This window comes from Pseudomonas sp. EL_65y_Pfl2_R95 (assembly GCF_963971045.1).
In the GTDB taxonomy this organism is placed as follows: Bacteria; Pseudomonadota; Gammaproteobacteria; order Pseudomonadales; family Pseudomonadaceae; genus Aquipseudomonas.
On sequence record NZ_CAXAOV010000001.1, the window covers coordinates 295,793 to 313,988 of the forward strand.

The window sequence follows — 18,196 nt, forward strand, 5'->3', positions numbered from 1 at the left end:
ACTGTCATGGCTAAAATCGGATTTCTCGGTACCGGCATCATGGGCAAGCCCATGGCTGAAAACCTGCAAAAAGCAGGTCACCAACTGTTTCTTTCCACTCACCACGACCCAGCGCCAGCTGACCTGGTAGCCGCAGGCGCTATCGCCTTGGCCAATGCCAAGGAAGTCGCGCAAGAGTCTGAATTCATCATCATCATGGTGCCGGACACCCCGCACGTTGAAGATGTATTGTTCCGCGAAGACGGCGTGGCCGACGGCGTTGGCCCGAACAAGGTGGTGATCGACATGAGTTCGATCTCGCCAAGCGCGACCAAAACCTTCGCTGAAAAAATCAAAGCAACAGGCGCAGCCTACCTTGATGCTCCGGTTTCCGGTGGTGAAGTCGGCGCAAAAGCGGCCACGTTGTCGATCATGGTCGGCGGCTGTGAAAAAGCCTTCGAACGCGCCCTGCCACTGTTCCAATCGATGGGTAAAAACATTACCCGTGTTGGCGGCAATGGTGACGGCCAGACAGCCAAAGTCGCCAACCAGATCATTGTTGCCCTGAACATTCAGGCCGTTGCTGAAGCCCTGCTGTTCGCGGCCAAGAACGGCGCAGATCCAGCCAAGGTGCGTGAAGCACTGATGGGCGGCTTTGCCGGTTCGAAGATTCTTGAAGTTCACGGCGATCGCATGATCAAAGGCACTTTTGATCCGGGCTTCCGCATCAGCCTGCACCAGAAAGACCTCAACTTGGCACTGGCTGGCGCACGCGAACTGGGCCTGAATCTGCCAAACACCGCCAACGCTCAGCAAGTGTTCAGCACCTGCGCGGCAATCGGTGGCAGCAATTGGGATCACTCGGCGCTGATCAAAGGCCTGGAACACATGGCCAACTTCTCGATCCGCGACAAGTAAGGCTTGGTAGGGTGTGGCAACGCAGAGCTTGTCCACCGACGCTTAATGGTGGGTGAAAAAAGCGTCACCCACCCTACGACAGAGCAACAAATCAGGTGAGGCGTCCAAGGTAGGTTGGACAATTCGCCTGACCCCTTTCGACCTCCCCGGCGCGCGGTGTCACGGCCTGCAAACCGGGAGGGTCGATTCCAGTCCAGAGTCGTTTGTGTGACGCCTGCGGACTGTAATCGACTGAGCTGCATTGCCGGTTCACGGCACTGCAACGCAATGCGCACGCCGCTACTGCGACGGCCAATCTGCCCCAAAAACAAGAGAGCCTGCCATGTCCATTGACCCGCAAAACCTGCTGCGCGACCTCTTTAACACCGCGATTGAGGCTGCACATCCGCGTCACGTATTGGCCGACCATTTACCCGCGGACCGCAGCGGCCGGGTGATTGTCATCGGTGCTGGCAAAGCTGCCGCCGCCATGGCTGAGGTGATAGAGCGTGAGTGGCAAGGCGAGGTTTCAGGACTGGTGGTGACGCGCTACGAACATGGCGCCGACTGTAAAAAAATCGAAGTGGTCGAAGCCGCACACCCGGTCCCGGATGACGCCGGCGAACGAGTCGCCAAGCGCGTGCTGGAACTGGTCAGCAACCTCACTGAAAGTGATCGGGTGATTTTCCTGTTATCAGGTGGCGGCTCTTCCCTGCTCGCCCTGCCTGCTGAAGGAATCAGCCTGCAAGACAAACAGGCAATCAACAAATCCTTGCTTAAATCCGGGGCGACCATTGGCGAAATGAATTGTGTGCGCAAGCATCTCTCCGCCATCAAGGGCGGCCGCCTGGCCAAAGCCAGCTGGCCCGCCACAGTCAACACCTATGCGATCTCCGATGTACCCGGTGACGAAGCCACAGTGATCGCCTCCGGGCCAACAGTTGGCGACCCCAGTACCTCAGCACAAGCCCTGGCAATATTGGCGCGCTACAACATCGAGATACCGGCCAATGTGCGGCAGTGGCTGGAAGACCCGCGTTCGGAGACGGTGAAACCGGGTGACCCCTGCTTGAGCCGCAGCCACTTCCAGTTAATCGCCACGCCGCAACAATCGCTTGATGCGGCTGCCGCCAAGGCCGAAGCCGCCGGTTTACCCGTGCTGATTCTCGGCGACCTTGAAGGTGAGTCGCGAGAGGTGGCCAAGGTCCATGCCGGCATCGCCAAGCAAATTCGCCTGCACGGCCAACCGCTCAAGGCGCCCTGTGTGATTTTGTCCGGTGGCGAAACCACAGTCACAGTGCGCGGCAACGGCCGTGGCGGGCGCAATGCGGAGTTTCTCCTGAGCCTCACCGATAGCCTCAAAGGCATGGAGGGAATCTACGCCATCGCGGGCGACACCGACGGCATTGACGGCTCAGAAGATAACGCCGGGGCCATCATGACTCCCTTCAGCTACGCCCGCGCGGGTTTGCAAAACCTCAGCGCCAGCGACGAGCTGGATAACAACAATGGTTACGGCTACTTCGCCGCGCTGGATGAATTGATCATGACCGGCCCGACCCGTACCAACGTCAACGATTTTCGCGCCATTTTGATTCTTGAGAGCAATGCATAATGACACCTGACAAGAAAGTAAAAATCCTCGCCACACTGGGCCCGGCCATCAAAGGCATTGACGATATTCGTCAACTGGTCGAGTCAGGGGTCAACCTGTTCCGTCTCAACTTCAGCCACGGTGAACATGCCGATCACGCCGAGCGTTTCAACTGGGTGCGTGAAGTCGAAAAGCAACTGAATTACCCGATCGGCATTCTGATGGATCTGCAAGGTCCAAAGCTGCGTGTGGGCCGCTTCGCGGATGGCAAGGTCATGCTGCAACGCGGTGACAGCCTGCGCCTGGATCTGGACGCAACTCCCGGCACAGCCCAGCGGGTTAACCTGCCCCACCCTGAAATCATCGAAGCCTTGCAACCGGGCATGAGCCTGCTGCTAGATGATGGTCGCCTGCGCCTGCAGGTAACCGCCAAACACGCCGACGCCGTCGATACCAAAGTGATTGCCGGCGGCGAGCTGAGCGACCGCAAAGGGGTCAACGTACCGGAAGCCGTCCTGCAGCTCAGCCCGCTGACCGAGAAAGATCGCCGCGACCTGAGCTTTGGTCTTGAGCTGGGCGTTGACTGGGTCGCGCTGTCGTTCGTGCAGCGCCCTGAAGACATCATCGAGGCCCGCGAGCTGATTCAGGGCAAAGCCTTCCTGATGGCCAAGATCGAAAAACCATCGGCGGTTGAACACCTCGAAGAAATCGCCAAGCTGTGCGATGCGATCATGGTTGCCCGTGGTGATTTGGGCGTTGAAGTACCGGCTGAGAATGTGCCGCGCATTCAGAAAGACATCATCCGCACCTGTCGCCAGCTAGGGCGCCCGGTAGTCGTTGCCACACAGATGCTCGAATCCATGCGTTTCTCCCCAGCGCCCACCCGCGCTGAAGTCACCGATGTGGCCAATGCGGTCGCTGAAGGTGCCGATGCGGTGATGCTCTCCGCCGAGACAGCCTCCGGCGATTACCCGCTGGAAGCCGTGAGCATGATGAGCAAAATTATCCGCCAAGTGGAAAACGGCCCAGACTTTCAAGCGCAGCTGGATGTCAGCCGGCCGAATGCCGAAGCCACGCCATCAGATGCCATAAGCTGCGCCATTCGGCGCATCAATGCCATCTTGCCGGTCGCAGCCCTGATCAACTACACCGAGTCAGGCGCATCAAGCTTGCGTGCCTCTCGTGAGCGGCCGAAGTCACCGATTCTGAGCCTCACCCCAAGCCTGAATACGGCGCGGCGCTTGACCGTTGCATGGGGCATCTATTCGGTGGTCAACGAGCGTTTGCACAAGGTTGAGGAAGTCACCAGCACCGCTCTGGAAATCGCTCAGGCACAAGGCATGGCGGAGCGTGGCGATACCGTGGTGATTACCGCTGGCGTGCCATTTGGCCAACCGGGGAGCACCAATAGCCTGCGAATTGAAACCCTTCACTAACACCTGTGTTTGCTTCATGGCGCTTCAAGGGACGGACACCTTAAGGCTCCACCGGACAAGGATGTCCACCTTAAATCCAAGAATACCCGGACGCTCGCAGCCGATACTGCGGGCGTTTTTTCATTAAACCCTGTGCGTATATAAGCGGTTTCAGGCATGCAAAACCAGCCATTCCCCAGCCCAGCCCTGCGCGGCTTCAGAGCGTTATTAAGCGGTTTCAGCCAGATATTTCTGCAAAATGATCCCGGTTGCGGTCTGCTGACCTTGCTTGGCATCGCCGTCGGTGCGCCAGAGTTGCTGGGGGGTGCGTTGCTCGGCGGCTTAAGCAGCATGCTCTCCGCGCAGCGTCGTGGCTATGCCAGCGCCGACATTGAACAAGGGTTATACGGCTATAACGGAATTTTGCTGGGCATGTTGATCAGCGTGCAGTTTCAATGGTCAGTGAGTCTGCCTCTGCTGATTATTGCCAGCGCGGGAATGTCCAGCCTGATGCTTGCACCATGGATGGCGCGGATGCGTAACCGTCAATGGCTACCGGCCTTCACCTTTCCTTTTGTCTTGCTCAGCTGGCTGCTGCTCGGGCTTGCTGCTCCCTTACAACTGCACTTACAACCGAACGTGACCGGCCACACTCAGCCGCTTGATTTACTCAATAGTTTGGCGGCAATGGCTCGCGGCGTGGGTCAAGTACTGTTTATTGAGCGTCCATTGTCGGGCCTGTGTTTGTTGCTTGGACTGTTCGTCGCCGATACCCGCGCCGCCATTTGGGGATTAGTAGGCTCAGCGTGCGGCCTCGGTTTTGCTCTGTATCAAGGCTGGGAGCAACACAGTGCGCTGGCGGGCCTGTATGGCTACAACGCGGTGCTGGCAGCCATTGCGGTGAGCCAAGCCAATCGCCAAAGATGGTTGCCCCTGCTAGCGATTATGCTTGCCTTGGCCTTGCAGCCGGGGTTTAGCGCATTGGGTCTGCCCGCTTTGACCATGCCCTTTATTCTTGCCTGCTGGCTCATCAACTCAAGCCAGCGCTTAATAAAGCAAGGCGCAGATTACACCGACCCGCGCCACACCAAGCAGTAGCCAACTGCGCACGACGTGTTGCCAGAATAGTTGCTGCAACATGGGTTGCATCAAGCACGCTAAACTCCCTAGGCTGACAACCACTTTTTACCTCGTGATCAATCAAGTGCGGGTTACCCAGGGAGCGCTTTTGCAACAGACGGATAAGCCACAGACTTTACGCCAGCGGATTTATCGGATCATTTTCTTTACCGATACCCCGGCTGGACAGCGCTTCGACAATATTTTGTTGGTGGCCATTCTGGCCAGCCTTGTCGTGGTCATGCTCGACAGTATTCAAGTTATTCATAGCCAGTACCGGGCTTGGATGTCTGGCTTGGAGTGGATATTTACCGCCCTGTTTGCCGTCGAATATCTGGTGCGGATCTACTGCTCGCCAAAACCGCTGCGCTATATTTTCAGCTTCTATGGCCTGATCGACTTGCTGGCGATTCTGCCCGGCTTGCTGACGCTGTTTTACCCCAGCGCGCAGTACCTGCTTATCGTCCGTATCATCCGCATGATGCGGGTATTCAGGGTCCTCAAGCTGAGCCCCTACTTACGCCAAGCTAACTTCTTGATGACTGCACTGCGCGGCAGCAAGCAGAAGATCATCGTATTCTTCTCCTGCATCGCAATTCTGGTGACGGTGTTCGGTACGCTGATGTATGTCATTGAAGGCCCCGAACACGGCTTTACCAGCATTCCCAAAGGCATCTATTGGGCCGTGGTTACCCTCACCACCGTTGGCTTTGGCGACATTGTACCGAAGACGGTAATTGGCCAGTTTCTATCGACCCTGGTGATGATTACCGGTTACTCGATTATTGCCGTGCCCACCGGCATATTCACTGCAGAACTGGCCAGCGCCATGCACGGCGGCGAGCAACTGGAACGGGAATGCCCGAGCTGCAAGAAAGACACCCATGAACCCCATGCTGCTTTCTGTAATCGCTGCGGAAACCCGTTGTACCCGCGCGATGGGGATCAGGTTAAAGAGGCTGAGTAATTGATCTAGGCGAATTAAGGCCGGGGGAACTTAAACTTCAGGCCTTGGATTGCAGGTTTCAACGGATGAAACCTGCAAATAATGGCTGAGCTGTTGCAGCTCAGCCATGCTGCTTAGGCAATGCTGACGCCATGAGCTTCAGCCAATGGCTTGAGGCCACCCGCAAAACCCTGACCAATTGCTTTGAACTTGAATTCTTCGCCGGCACGATACACTTCGCCGAAGATCATCGCCGTCTCGGTGGAGGCGTCTTCGCTCAGGTCGTAACGCGCCAGCTCTTTACCGTCGGCTTTGTTCACTACGCGGATGTAAGCGTTAGCCACCTGACCAAAGCTTTGCTTGCGCTCAGCCGCTTCGTGAATAGTGACGGCGAACACCAGCTTTTTAACCACAGCAGCCAGACCGCTCAGCTTAACGGTGACTTGTTCATCATCACCCTCGCCTTCGCCCGACTGGTTGTCGCCCATGTGCTCAACCGAACCATCGGCAGACTTTTTGTTGTTGTAGAAAATGAAGCTCGCGTCGTCGAGCACTTTGCCATTTTCACCCACAATAAAAACCGATGCGTCGAGGTCGAACTTGGAACCATCGGTCACCCGTGGATCCCAGCCGAGGCCAACCACTACTTCGGTCAGACCCGGTGCTTCTTTGGACAACGAAACGTTGCCACCTTTGGACAAGCTAATAGCCATGTTCAAATTCCTTGTGCATAAAATTCGGCAGCACTCATAAGCATGAGCCTCGCTGGCGTATTTACACGCCAGCGAGCCATGGTCTTAGAAGTTCATGCCATACGAGTTAGCAAGGGCCTTCAGGCCACCCGCAAAACCTTGGCCAACAGCGCGGAATTTCCACTCGCCGTTATTGCGATACAGCTCAGCAAAAACCATCGCGGTTTCGGTCGAGGCATCTTCGGCCAAGTCGTAGCGAACTACTTCAGCACTGCTCACTTCGTTGACCACGCGGATAAATGAACCGCCTACTTGACCGAAGTTTTGCTTGCGCGTTTCGGCATCGTGAATGGTCACGACAAAGGCAATTTTATCGACATCAGCGGCGACCGCATTGAGGTCAACTTTCAACACTTCGTCGTCGCCATCGCCAGCACCGGTACGGTTGTCACCGGTGTGCTCAACCGAACCGTCTTGGCTTTTCAGCTGGTTGTAGAAAATAAAGTCAGCGTCGCTGCGGACTTTGCCATTTGCACCCAACAGGAAGGCGCTCGCGTCCAAATCGAAATCAGCACCATCGGTGGCGCGTGGATCCCAACCCAGACCGATCAACAGCTTGGTCAAGCTGGCATCGGTTTTGGTGAGTGACAGGTTGCCGCCTTTTTGCAGAGTCAGTGCCATGGGGTAATGCTCCTTAATGGTTGGTTAATTCTGTTGCTCAGTTGTTTTCAGGCTGGGTTTCTTCCTTACCGGGGAAGATCCAACTTGCGACGACGCCAATGACCAAGACGATCATAACGATCATCAAACTGGTGTTGGCATCAATGGTGTAACCGTGATGGAACATGTGGTCCGTGGCATTTAAGCCGAGCTTGACTGCGATAAAGAACAGCAGTGCGATGACGGCCTTCTCCAGATGGACCAGGTAGCGTTTTAATGCCTCCAGTACAAAGTACATGGTGCGCAAACCGAGGATTGCAAACAACATGGCCGAATAAACGATCAACGGTTCACGGCTCACTGCAATCACAGCAGGCACCGAATCGAAGGCAAACAGCACATCGGAGACTTCAGCCACCACCAGACACAGGAACAGTGGCGTGGCGAAAATCGTGCCCTTTGCCGCCAGCGACATGCCAGCGTTTTCCGGCTTCTGAATTTCCAGTTCCAGCTTTTTGCGCGAGACAAAGAAGTTATGGCCGTACAGCTTTGGCCAAACCGGGAACAGCTTCTGGGCGAAGCGATAAGCCATGTGTTTGGAGTAATCTTCTTCCTCCTCTTCATCACCGCCGGCCCGCAACATCATGATTGCCGTCCAGGCAACGATAACCGCAAAGACCACCTCGACCCATGGGCCAAATGCGAGCAGCCCGGTACCGATTGCAACGAAGATTCCGCGGAACACGATTGCGCCGATGATGCCCCAATACAGTACGCGGTGGCGCAGGCCATCCGGCACTTTGAACCAGGCGAAGATCGCCATGAACACGAACAGATTGTCCACGCTCAGCACTTTCTCAAGGGCGTAGCCAGTCACGAACAAGCTGGCCACTTCTGGACCGTGTTGCACGTACAGGAAGCCAGCAAACGCCAGCGATATGGCGATCCAGAACAGCGACCAAATCGAGGCCTTAGCCAACGAAATCGGCTTGTCGCCACGGTGAGTAATCATGTCGAGGAGCAACGCACCGACGGCGATCCCCACGAAGACCGCCATGGTCAGCGGTGGGAATCCAATTTGTGTATCCACGTGTTAAGTTCCTTAGAGATCAAAATCAGCTGAGTTGAGGCCCAGCTCAAGACAAATCATGCGGCACACCGCTTTTTCATCGTCATCAAAGTTGCCATCCGACGCGCCTACGGCAGACACCACGCGGACCAGCAATCGAGCAGCGCCATCATTGCCTTTGAGCTTACCGATGACTTTCAGCGCTTCAGCGCGGCCAATCTGTTGGTCAAACTCAAATTTCGCGCAATGGTCATTGAACGAATTGATAACGTCCTTGAGATCGAACACTTTCAGCTCAGGCGAGTTGCTGATAAAGCCAACCATCTTCGATTTTTCGGCCGAGGAAATATCGCCGTCTGCTGCAGCAACCAGTGCGCAGCCAGCAGTGGTGGCATCCATGAATTTCTGATTACGAAACTTGCCAACCTCAGTGGTTAGCTTGTCACGCGCTGCTGTTGCGTTTGTTTTTAGCCACTCAAGCATGTGAGTTCTCCTCAAGAGGCGCCGTCAACTGACAGCGCCATGATTTCTATTTTGAACCTGCGGTCCAGCGCATGCCCCAGCCATAAGCCTTATCCATCACGGCATGGCCGCGGTGGAAGTCGACTTTGCGGGTGACTTTTACTGCACCGCTTACGTTTTCCAGCAAAGCAATAGCGCATACACCTTCACTGCCACCCTCTTCATTGAGACGGACCTCAATTTCAGGCTGACCGGGGATATGCATGGTCACAACGCCATCTGTTTCCTTCCAGTTCGGAACCCCTTGGTAGATGAAGGCGAAAAACAAAATCCTGCGCACCTCACTCCACTTCGCACCATTGATATGCAACCACTCGCCACCGGCAACGGAGCCGGTACGGTCATCGCCCATCAACTGGATATAAGGCTCTTGTGTGAGGCTGCCGAAGGCATTGCCAAGCGCTTGAACCACACCTTTCTGGCCATTTTGCAGCTCGTATAAACAGCCGACATCCAAGTCAATGGATTTGCTCCGCGCGAAGAAACCACCGCTCTTCGTCGGCCGCTGGTTCCAGTTCAGGTTGACCTTGATCTCGCCGAAGCCAGCCGCGGTCTTTTCCAGACTGATTGAGCTGCGAGTCTTGTCGAGGGTGATCTTGCTCAGGCTGACCGATGACTTAGTTGCCGGAGCAGGCGTTGGAGCCGGTGGCGGCGTTGGCGTTGGCGTTGGCGTTGGCGTTGGCGTTGGCGTTGCTGATGGTGCAGGCGCCGCCACTTCAACCCCAAAGTGTTTGGCCAACGGCTCAAGTCCGCCAGCAAAGCCTTGGGCCACGCAACGAAACTTCCACTCGCCCTGGCGCCGATAGAACTCGCCGAGAATCAGTGCAGTTTCCTGCATACCGGCGGTATCCAGTTGCGCATCGATGCCGCCAGAAATGGCCACAGAGAGTTGCGAGACACGATCAAAACTGGCTTTGTTCTCGTAGATAGTGGCGGTCAATGCCACTTTCTCAACCACAGGTTCAAGCCGGCTCAGGTCAACAGTGAACACAGCGCGGCCAGCAGAGGACTCCGTCATCTGCACGACGCCGCCCAGGACACTGGTTTGGCCGTAGAAGCACATATCGCTATCGCCGCGCACTTTACCGGCAGCGTTTAAGAGAAACGCCGAGACATCAATATCCGCCCCGGCGATCGGCGCATAGTTGATTTCAACGCTGACTTGACCGGTGGCGACCGGTGCATTACCACCCGGTACGAGAGCGACCATTAACGCACCGCCTGAACAGCCAGAGAAACCAAGTCATCGACGGTGCGACCATTTGTGGTGACGCCGATTGCCTTGAATTCCCAACCAGAACTTTCACGGCTCAGGCTAGCCATGACGATGCCGGTGTGGCCGCCACGCTCAGACAGATTGAAACGGGCAAGCTCCGACTTATTGCTGGCGTTGATGATGCGGCAATAAGCGTTTTCAACTTTCTCGAAGGTCTGGCCGGTAAAACTGTTGACAGTGAACACCAGGTGCTTGACCGCTTCAGGCAGGCGCTGCAGGTCTACATTGATGCTTTCGTCATCGCCGTCGCCTTCACCGGTGCGATTGTCGCCCGAGTGCTGGATCGAACCGTCGTTGGACTTGAGCTGACGAAACCAAACCAGGTCGACTGGTTTTAGCTCGCTGTCGAGGAGGATGCACGATGCATCAAGATCGATCTCGCCACCGCTGCCCAATAGCTTGCCAAAGAAACCACTTTTCGCCGCATCCCAACCAAGACCCAGGCTGACTTTGCTCAAGCCGGTGCCGGCGGTTTTTTCCAGTGAGATCGTCTGATTTTTGCTCAGTGTAAGTGCCATGGTTACGCTCCTTGTTTATCGTCAGTATTCGCTTGTTGTTCGGAATTGAGCTTTAACAGGCTCGCTTTTTGAATCCGTGCTTTTACCTTGCGCATGCGCCCACGGCGCCATGAAGAGTGAAAATGGCGCCAGTGTGCATCTTGCGCAGCAGCAAGCAGCTCGAGGTCACCACGGGTGTCACCCCAGGCGCGCAACCGGTACTGATCCAAGCGGCCATAAACGGCTTCAAGCCTGAGCACCTTGTTCTCGCAGCGGCAGTTGTTGCCGCTGATAAAACCGGTCAGGACACCGTCGACGACTTCCAGCTCGGTGGCGATCAATTTGATTCCCAAACGCTTGGCGAAAGGTCCAAGCACCAGGGCCGGCGATGCGGAGCAAAGGGTCACCTCAGCTCCCGCGTCAATCTCGGAGGCCACCGAGAGCAACCCAGAAGGCCGCATCAACTGGGTCCAATAACGCTCGCAGAATTTCAGTGCTTGCAACTCAACCCACTGCGCTTGCACACCGGTCAAGAACTTGGCGATTAATCGGGCCTTAAGCTCGTCACGGTTCATACGCCTGAACAGGAAATGCAAACTGGGCAGCGCAAGGGTAAAGATCCGGCGAATGAATTCGCGTTTGCCAAAAGCAAACTTGAGGAAAGGGACAAAACTGTCTCGCCGAGTCAGAGTGCCGTCGAAATCAAAGACCGACAGCTTCTGCTTGTCTTGGGTTTCAGGCGTTAAAATTTCATGCATTATCGAGCTGCTCCAGCCAGCAACACCGGCGTTTCGCCGCTGCCGATTTCAGTTTGTTTGACCCCGAGCCAGCGCGCGCGCTCAAGGGTTCTCATCGCCCACTTATAATGGGTCGCGGGTTCGCACATTACATCGTTGTGCTTGAATACCGCCGGGGCCAAATCGCTGACGATCAGCTTGGCACTGTTGAAGTCTTCGAGACTCACCCGCAGCGAATCCTGAATAATACTGACCTGGCTGGGATGAATCGCTGTCTTGCCGACTAAACCGTGGGCGATATCCAGTTCAAGCTCTTGTTTCAGCAAGTCGGGCTTAGCCAGCTGTTCAAAGACGGGCGCGGTCAAGGCAAAACCTTGAGCCCCCATCACCCCGGCCAGCATTGGAATCACATAGGACATTGGCGTGCTGTAAAGCGTGGTGGTCGCCGAACGGCGCAGCCCCAGACAGCCCATCAAATCGTTACCACCAATGCGCAATGCGATCACGCGGGGGAACAGGCTGGCCTTAAGCGCCTGACCTAATTCGATCATCGCATTTGGATTGAATACCTCAGGCGTCTCCAGCGTCGGCATCAGCTGCAAATCAGGATTGGTTACGGCTTTGTCCCAGGCGGGCAAATTATCCAGCGTCAGCTTTGGCACCACAAAGCCGTCGACGTGGCGCATTAACGGCCAGTCGTTTAGCACCCCCGCCATATCAGAATCGCGCGGGCGAACGAACAACAAAGGCCCACCAGCAGGACGTCCGCCACGGTCGGCAATTGCACGCAGTAACGTGTCGAGGTTATGCAGCGCGGTGCTGACATCGATAGCGGCTACGGCATCTTCGAGACACACGACCAACGAGCGCAATTCAGGCAATTTTGCGCCGAAAACAATATCCAGCAAATCGCTACGCGTAGCTGGCATATAGAGCGTGGCCCCGAGGGCAAAGGGCGACATTTTATTCATCAGCTCACACTCCGAATGACAGTCACCGCCCTGTAAGGACCCAGCGCGCTGCCGACTTCTTCCACCGTAACGCCAACGGCTTCGGTGAGGTGCATCAGCAGCTGAATATCGCTGTCAGTGCGGTCACGAACCAACACATGCTCGGGTACCCGCCGCAACACGGCGCGAGTAGCCTCTGCAATCCCCGGCTTAACCCGATTCAGATTGCGGATGTCAAACCGTGAGGCCAAGGATTCGACTACGGACATTGCCGCAGCTTGGAGCGCGCTTCGTTGATCGTCCGTCCATGGCGTGGCAGGGGCGACTGTAGCCAAGGCGCGGCGTCGCACCTCGATCTGCTCGATGAAGTCGCGGGTCACGTCGTGTTCGCTCAGATGATCGTACACAATGCAGCCATGCAGGCCCCCATCAGCAGGCCAGATGGATCGCGAAACCAAACCCGATACCGTGGCGCCCAAAATCCCCGACGGGATTATCCAGTCCTCTGCCGAAGCCGATAGCCAAGCCCGCCCACAAGGATCTGCGAGTACGACCAAGCGGGGTTCAACAGGAAAACGGGAGTCACCTTTGAGACTACGCTTAATTTCTCCCGAAATCGCACCTTTGCCCGTCCATCCATCGACAAATACGATGCTCTGTGCCCCGTGCGCCTGGATAATGGCCTCCAGGGCAAGGTTATCAATGCCGCGATCACGGACGATACTAATCCCGTAATGGTGACAATCGCGGCCCATTTCAACCAATGCTCGGCGCAGCAATACACCTAGCGGCAACCCGGCACGAACAAAAGATACCAGTACAATCGACGGCTCTTTGCAGGCTTGGTTCAATGCCAAGGCCAACGCCTGAACATCGGCGGCCACCCGGCCACCATTCTGCTGCAGCGCACGCGCGAACAAGGCTTTATGCACGGCAGTGGGCGCGTGCTCCTGACTGATCATCTCGGAGTAATGCTTCTGCCTGGTTTGAATCAAGCGCTCCTTTTCCGCGACATCGGTCACTTCAATCTGTACTGGCTGCAACAAAAATTGCACATCGGCAGGCGCATAGCTGCCGCTACCCACAGTTTTCAGATTGGCGAGCGACAGGGTCATAGACTGCGCTCCACCCGCTGGGCGAGTTGGCTACGTGCCGGGGTTGCCCACATATCGCACAGCCCCATAAAACCAAGGTCGGTAATGCTGTCGCCAAAGCCCAACACCGGTCGCTCGCCATTGCGCTGCCGATCACGGCGCAACCATTCCTCGACCGCTAGCTGCTTGGACAAGCCCTCAGGCAGAAACGCCAGATTGTTGCTATTGCCGTGGATGTGCATGCCTTGCAACAAGCCGCGGGCCTGAACTTCAGCCAGCACGGTATCCAGTACCTGATCGTTGGATTCGTTATGTTTGGTAACCACGTAATGCTGTAAACCCTGCTCATCAACCACCCAGCCGCGCAGCGAAATGCCAAGGCCCTTGCCGATTTCCAGCGTGGCCGCACTGAGGTCCTGCAAACGATTTTGGTAGTCAGCAAGCACCTTTGTCATATGCGCCTGCCACGGCTGGTCGAGCCCGCCCGCCGAATCCAGCATCACCCCGCCGTGGGCGCAAATAGCACCGTGACTGAAGGGCAATTGCACGCGGCTGTAGGCTTCGATACTGCGCGCCGTTACCGGCACGACATCAGCCGTCGCCAGCAACCACTCGACCAAAGACTTCTGCACCGGGCTCATATAGCCGTTTGGTTGACCATGAATATCGAGCGTTGCCGTATGCCGAAGCGAACCCTCGGTCATCTTGCGCGCGGTTTGAAACAGGGTGTCGTCAAGATCGATCAACACCAGCGGGCGATTACTGCTCATCGACGATCACCTGCGCATTCAAGGCTTCCAGTAGCTCTGGCGCGATGGCCTGCGCTGGGGTTTCCGAACAAATCAGCACGCGATCGAACTGACCGGGACTGACGTTGTAGAGGAAATTTGGAATACCAAGACCGTAATTATCAGAAAACGACAACGCATGGCCGATAGCATGGCCCACGGCGATAGGCGAACGACTGGTCGAACTGAAGTGGACATCAGCCCCTGCGCGCTCCAAACGCTCGGCGAGCAGAAATGGACGCCAGACAAACTCACTGGTACCGACCACCAGCACGCGCTCAGCCGGCTCAACCATTAGGCCAGGCGCCAACGTATCGGCTACATGGCGCACCCCTAGGCGACCCCAGTCATTACCGGGTGACAACGGCCACTCGCCAACAGCCACAGATCCAACCGCTGGCATCACCGGCAGCGGCGCATCAGGGTCTTCATGGAAACAATAGGAGCCTTGTAACAAAGACACCTGGTGAACCGATGGTCCAATACTGTCGCGCACAGCGTTGCCTGACCAATCGGTAAGTACACAGGTCACTACACGCTCAAGCTGAGTCAGGCCGGCATCGACCAAAGCCCGATGCAGATTGATAAAGGTTTTGCCAGTCGACGCTTCATCATCGACCAAGACCAATGAGCGGGCCTGCAACAGCATCTGACGTGTTTCAGCTTCAACTGGCATGTGCAGCAGGTGAGCGCTGGCGTGGCTGTGTTCTTCTTCAAACCGGGTAAATAGCTCGGTGCCCGTGGGATGACGGGTACTTACCATATAAAGCGTGTCAGAGCGCGTGCGGCTGTATGCTCGATGAACACCCGCACCAAGGCCGACCGCTGTCTCGGCCATGCCGATAACCAGTACCGGGCCGGGCAGATCGACCGGAATTTTTGCCGCCAGTTGTTCAAAGCTGGCATCCATCACTGATGGACGCACAGGAATATGCCGCCCCAACACTTTGGAGACGAACAGAAATGCGCGCTTAGGATTGTGGCGCTCGGCAAAGCCAAAAAGTGCCTCAGGTGCGCCTGCGGAGCCTTCAACCTTGACTTCGAGAAGGCCGCGCAACAGTTGCGCGCTAAGCGTATGTGGAGCGGTGTCAGGATCCATTAACAATGTACCTAGTTTTGCATGCGGTAAAAAACCTGGCGCCGCTTCCGTGGGCTTCAGTCACTGTGAAATTAAAGATTTCGGGCCTCGATTCGCCATAGTGCCGGCTGTGCTTCACGCGCCAACTCGGCAGTGTTCAGGACTTTTGTGCTGGGCGTTTTATCTGCCTCGATACGACAAGCCTCAAGAAAGGACAGGACCAATGCGCCTTTAACTGCGAAGTTCATGTTCTGCGTATCTGGGCAGGTGGAAGTCACCATCGCCACCACCGCGCCGCTTGTGTCAAATAATGGACTTCCGCTCGAACCCGGCTGAATAGGCGCGGTAAACTGCAGAAGACTTGAATCGTTGTGCAACCCAAACAAGGCTGATACGCCCCCTTGGGTCACATGTACGCCACCCCCGGCCAACCCTGCGAGGGGAAAGCCCAACGCGACAACCGACTCGCCCAAATCACAGCCGGGGCCGTCCTTGAAAGCAACTGCCTTCAGGCCCGGGCTTTCCAGCACCCTCAACAGGGCAAAGTCATTGCTGCGATCGACAACCACTGGCTCGGCCCGATAACGCCCCTCGAACGAGGCGATATGAATTTCCTGCATGCCTTCAATCACATGGGCACAGGTCAATATGTGATTGGCGGAAACGGCAAAGCCTGTTCCCGTAGCACCCGTATTGCTTTGACCCGACTGCGCGGGCATCGTGCGACCTTTCGGATGGGCATCATTAATATCCAACCCAATGCGTCGCCCCAGCGCCGCCAAACCGTAGGCAGAGCCTTCAGCCAGCGCACGGAATTTCCATAGCTGATTACGGAGGTAGTACTCACCAATGATGAGCGCGGACTCACCGTTATCACCAAGGTCCAGCCTGCATTCGATCTGCTCATCTATCTGCAGGTGCAGATTTTTCAGCGTGCTAATTGGGCCCGCCGCCGCGTAGCAATAAACCACTACAAGCAGCCGATCGGCCCCCTGTGGCAGCGCTGCCAAGTTAAGACTGCAGCCGACCTTGTCCGGCCCGCCACTCCACTCCATCCATTCGCGATCGTTGTGAAACAGTGCTGCCGGACCTTTGGGGTGACGTTTCTCATCCACCGGCAATAGCGCGACAGCCGCATACTCACCAAAAGCGTTCACATCACCGCAGGTCAGCGTCCACTTACTTTGGTCGGCCGATAGCTCAGTGTTTGCACCAGGCGCTAGCTCAATCATTGTCTAGGCGCACTCCCTGAGATGGGTGAGTCCAATCCGCAAATAAGGCGAGTGTTGGATATTCATTTAAAATCAAGCTGGCACTGATAGGACTGGCACTGGCAGGCCCACAGTGACCGCCTTGACTCGCACGTCCGCTCGCCAAACAGTTTCAGGCTCCTCGAAGCCCAATCGACGGGCGGCGAAGATACCTGGCAAGTTGACCCCAGCAGCCCGGCAGTAACCAATCCCACCCGAGTAGCGCGGGTTGATTTCCAATAGATGCGGCTTACCGTTCGCGTCGTCGCGCGTCTGTACGTTGACGATGCCGTCGCAGCCAAAATGCTGCACCGCCTTGAGCGCCAACTCAACCGCTGCGCCTTCACGTTCAAAACGTTGATACAGGCCAGCCTTACGCCGACCTGCAAATGCCACGGGATGCCCTGCCTCGCACACGATGTCGACCGAACACTCACTGCCAGCCATATAGGGCATCACCAACATTGGCCCCCGATCTTCTGCTGCTGAGTAGGCCTGAAGATAGGTATCAAAATTGACTTCGCGCACAGCGGTCTTGGCGAAGCAGCGGAAAGGATCTGCGTCTTGCTTGAACCGCCAGAAACCCTCGCCATAAATCCCAACGACCGGCTTGATGCAGACCTCACCCAAGACCGACAAACTGCCATAGGCTGCCGTCAATTGCTGCGCATTGCTCACCGTAATTGCTGGCACACAGTCCAAGCCTGCGCGCTCGGATTCAGCTGTGAACAGACTTTTGTCATCAACCCGGTTAAGGGCTTCAAGCGATAGCCCTCCAGTGACCAAGGTCAGGCCAGCGGCTTCAAACCGTGGGCGTGCGCTTTCAATAAGACTGCCCTCGCGACCGGCGAGCAAGACCTTGATGTTGTTGTCCTGAGCAGTTTGAATCAACCACTCGATGCGCGCTTGATTATCCCCCGGCTCGATAAAGCTAACATCAGCCAGCTCGGTAATTTCTGGGCGGGACTGGCGGTGAGAGGCGAAAATCTTCACACCCGCGGGCAATGCGTCTCGCGCCCCAAGGATGATGTCACGTTGACTGGATTGCCCTTCAAGTAACCAAATCATCTGGAGTTCTCAACGACATCAGCGCCCAGAATAACCGGTCTGCGCTGATCGTGCAGTCGTGGCCTGGCAACCTCTGGGACAGTAAGGCTCCAACCGCTGCACGCATTAAAAAGGTAACCCATGACGCCGCTATTGAAGGGTAAGCGCTGCAACGGCGAGGCTTTGTGAGGACAAACTGAACATTCTGAAAGCCTCTTCGCATAGCTGTTCGCGAATGGGTTCAGGATCAGTGCAATCAATGTCCAGTGTCCGTGCATAGGTGTCCATTAGGTTTATTCACTCGGCCAATAATATCAGTTTGCCTCGCGACTAAAATGACTAGCAAAACCTTGTATCAATTGCCTGTTACAGCCATTAGGCAGGCAAATCAAACGGCGCAAGAGACCTGAGCAAAACCTGTGAGAACACCATGCAGCAATAGGTTATAGCTGCCAATGGGGCGAGTTGCCGCGCCCAGGCTCAGATCCATGCGCGTGAGCGTGTCGGTATTCGCCCACTGCCCTTGCTGCCAAACCGACGCCGATTGCGCCAGCCACAAGCCGGATTTCGAGCATCTACACTAGCA

The 18,196-nt window shown here is 56.1% G+C and carries 18 protein-coding genes; 5 read left to right on the forward strand and 13 right to left on the reverse strand.

The features are described 5' to 3' along the window. The first annotated feature begins 6 nt into the window (after window positions 1-6). The 5 genes from AACY09_RS01420 (at window position 7) to AACY09_RS01440 (ending at window position 5,971) form a co-directional block, all read left to right on the forward strand. Window positions 7-897, forward strand: a complete 891-nt coding sequence (locus tag AACY09_RS01420) for a 2-hydroxy-3-oxopropionate reductase (RefSeq protein WP_339485627.1) — start codon at window positions 7-9, stop codon at window positions 895-897. Window positions 898-1,219: 322 nt separating this feature from the next. After that, window positions 1,220-2,491, forward strand: a complete 1,272-nt coding sequence (locus tag AACY09_RS01425) for a glycerate kinase type-2 family protein (RefSeq protein WP_339485628.1) — start codon at window positions 1,220-1,222, stop codon at window positions 2,489-2,491. Then, entirely contained in the window at window positions 2,491-3,906 is a 1,416-nt protein-coding gene (gene pyk, locus AACY09_RS01430; RefSeq protein ID WP_339485629.1) for a pyruvate kinase, read from the forward strand. Before AACY09_RS01425 ends, pyk begins: the two co-directional genes overlap by 1 nt. Before the next feature lie 156 nt (window positions 3,907-4,062). Beyond that, the gene (locus AACY09_RS01435; RefSeq protein WP_339485630.1) at window positions 4,063-4,983 is read left to right on the forward strand and encodes an urea transporter; all 921 of its coding nucleotides are present in this window, start codon (window positions 4,063-4,065) and stop codon (window positions 4,981-4,983) included. Between the two features lie 130 nt (window positions 4,984-5,113). Then, complete coding sequence (locus AACY09_RS01440; protein ID WP_339485631.1) at window positions 5,114-5,971, forward strand: ion transporter; 858 nt, start codon at window positions 5,114-5,116, stop codon at window positions 5,969-5,971. A 113-nt stretch (window positions 5,972-6,084) separates the two neighbouring features. Here AACY09_RS01440 and AACY09_RS01445 read toward each other — a convergent pair whose 3' ends face one another. The 13 genes from AACY09_RS01445 to AACY09_RS01505 all read right to left on the reverse strand — a co-directional run bounded on the left by AACY09_RS01445 (window position 6,085) and on the right by AACY09_RS01505 (window position 17,631). Next, entirely contained in the window at window positions 6,085-6,663 is a 579-nt protein-coding gene (locus AACY09_RS01445; RefSeq protein ID WP_339485632.1) for a TerD family protein, read from the reverse strand. An 84-nt stretch (window positions 6,664-6,747) separates the two neighbouring features. Beyond that, the gene (locus AACY09_RS01450; protein ID WP_339485633.1) at window positions 6,748-7,323 is read right to left on the reverse strand and encodes a TerD family protein; all 576 of its coding nucleotides are present in this window, start codon (window positions 7,321-7,323) and stop codon (window positions 6,748-6,750) included. Window positions 7,324-7,360: 37 nt separating this feature from the next. Next, window positions 7,361-8,359 carry a TerC/Alx family metal homeostasis membrane protein gene (locus AACY09_RS01455; protein WP_339487047.1) on the reverse strand — a complete coding sequence of 333 codons (999 nt, stop codon included), beginning with the start codon at window positions 8,357-8,359 and terminating at the stop codon, window positions 7,361-7,363. Window positions 8,360-8,404: 45 nt separating this feature from the next. Then, entirely contained in the window at window positions 8,405-8,854 is a 450-nt protein-coding gene (locus AACY09_RS01460; RefSeq protein WP_339485634.1) for a tellurite resistance TerB family protein, read from the reverse strand. Between the two features lie 46 nt (window positions 8,855-8,900). Beyond that, window positions 8,901-10,103 (reverse strand): TerD family protein, encoded by a 1,203-nt coding sequence (locus tag AACY09_RS01465; RefSeq protein WP_339485635.1) that lies wholly within the window; start codon window positions 10,101-10,103, stop codon window positions 8,901-8,903. Beyond that, a complete protein-coding gene (locus AACY09_RS01470) occupies window positions 10,103-10,687 on the reverse strand; it encodes a TerD family protein (RefSeq protein WP_339485636.1) in 585 nt (194 codons plus the stop codon). Before AACY09_RS01470 ends, AACY09_RS01465 begins: the two co-directional genes overlap by 1 nt. A gap of 2 nt (window positions 10,688-10,689) precedes the next feature. Next, the gene (locus AACY09_RS01475; RefSeq protein ID WP_339485637.1) at window positions 10,690-11,424 is read right to left on the reverse strand and encodes an HAD family hydrolase; all 735 of its coding nucleotides are present in this window, start codon (window positions 11,422-11,424) and stop codon (window positions 10,690-10,692) included. Continuing rightward, window positions 11,424-12,374 (reverse strand): HpcH/HpaI aldolase/citrate lyase family protein, encoded by a 951-nt coding sequence (locus AACY09_RS01480; protein WP_339485638.1) that lies wholly within the window; start codon window positions 12,372-12,374, stop codon window positions 11,424-11,426. The genes AACY09_RS01475 and AACY09_RS01480 overlap by 1 nt, the downstream gene beginning before the upstream one ends. Then, window positions 12,374-13,468, reverse strand: coding sequence for a cysteine protease StiP domain-containing protein (locus AACY09_RS01485; protein WP_339485639.1), 1,095 nt, complete (start codon window positions 13,466-13,468; stop codon window positions 12,374-12,376). Before AACY09_RS01485 ends, AACY09_RS01480 begins: the two co-directional genes overlap by 1 nt. After that, complete coding sequence (locus AACY09_RS01490) at window positions 13,465-14,217, reverse strand: trehalose phosphatase (protein WP_339485640.1); 753 nt, start codon at window positions 14,215-14,217, stop codon at window positions 13,465-13,467. The genes AACY09_RS01485 and AACY09_RS01490 overlap by 4 nt, the downstream gene beginning before the upstream one ends. Beyond that, on the reverse strand, window positions 14,207-15,334 hold the full coding sequence (locus AACY09_RS01495) for a phosphoribosyltransferase domain-containing protein (protein ID WP_339485642.1): 1,128 nt from the start codon (window positions 15,332-15,334) through the stop codon (window positions 14,207-14,209). Before AACY09_RS01495 ends, AACY09_RS01490 begins: the two co-directional genes overlap by 11 nt. 71 nt (window positions 15,335-15,405) lie before the next feature. Further along, on the reverse strand, window positions 15,406-16,545 hold the full coding sequence (locus AACY09_RS01500) for a trypsin-like peptidase domain-containing protein (protein ID WP_339485643.1): 1,140 nt from the start codon (window positions 16,543-16,545) through the stop codon (window positions 15,406-15,408). Between the two features lie 72 nt (window positions 16,546-16,617). Beyond that, entirely contained in the window at window positions 16,618-17,631 is a 1,014-nt protein-coding gene (locus tag AACY09_RS01505) for an ATP-grasp domain-containing protein (protein WP_339485644.1), read from the reverse strand. Between the last annotated feature and the right edge of the window lie 565 nt (window positions 17,632-18,196).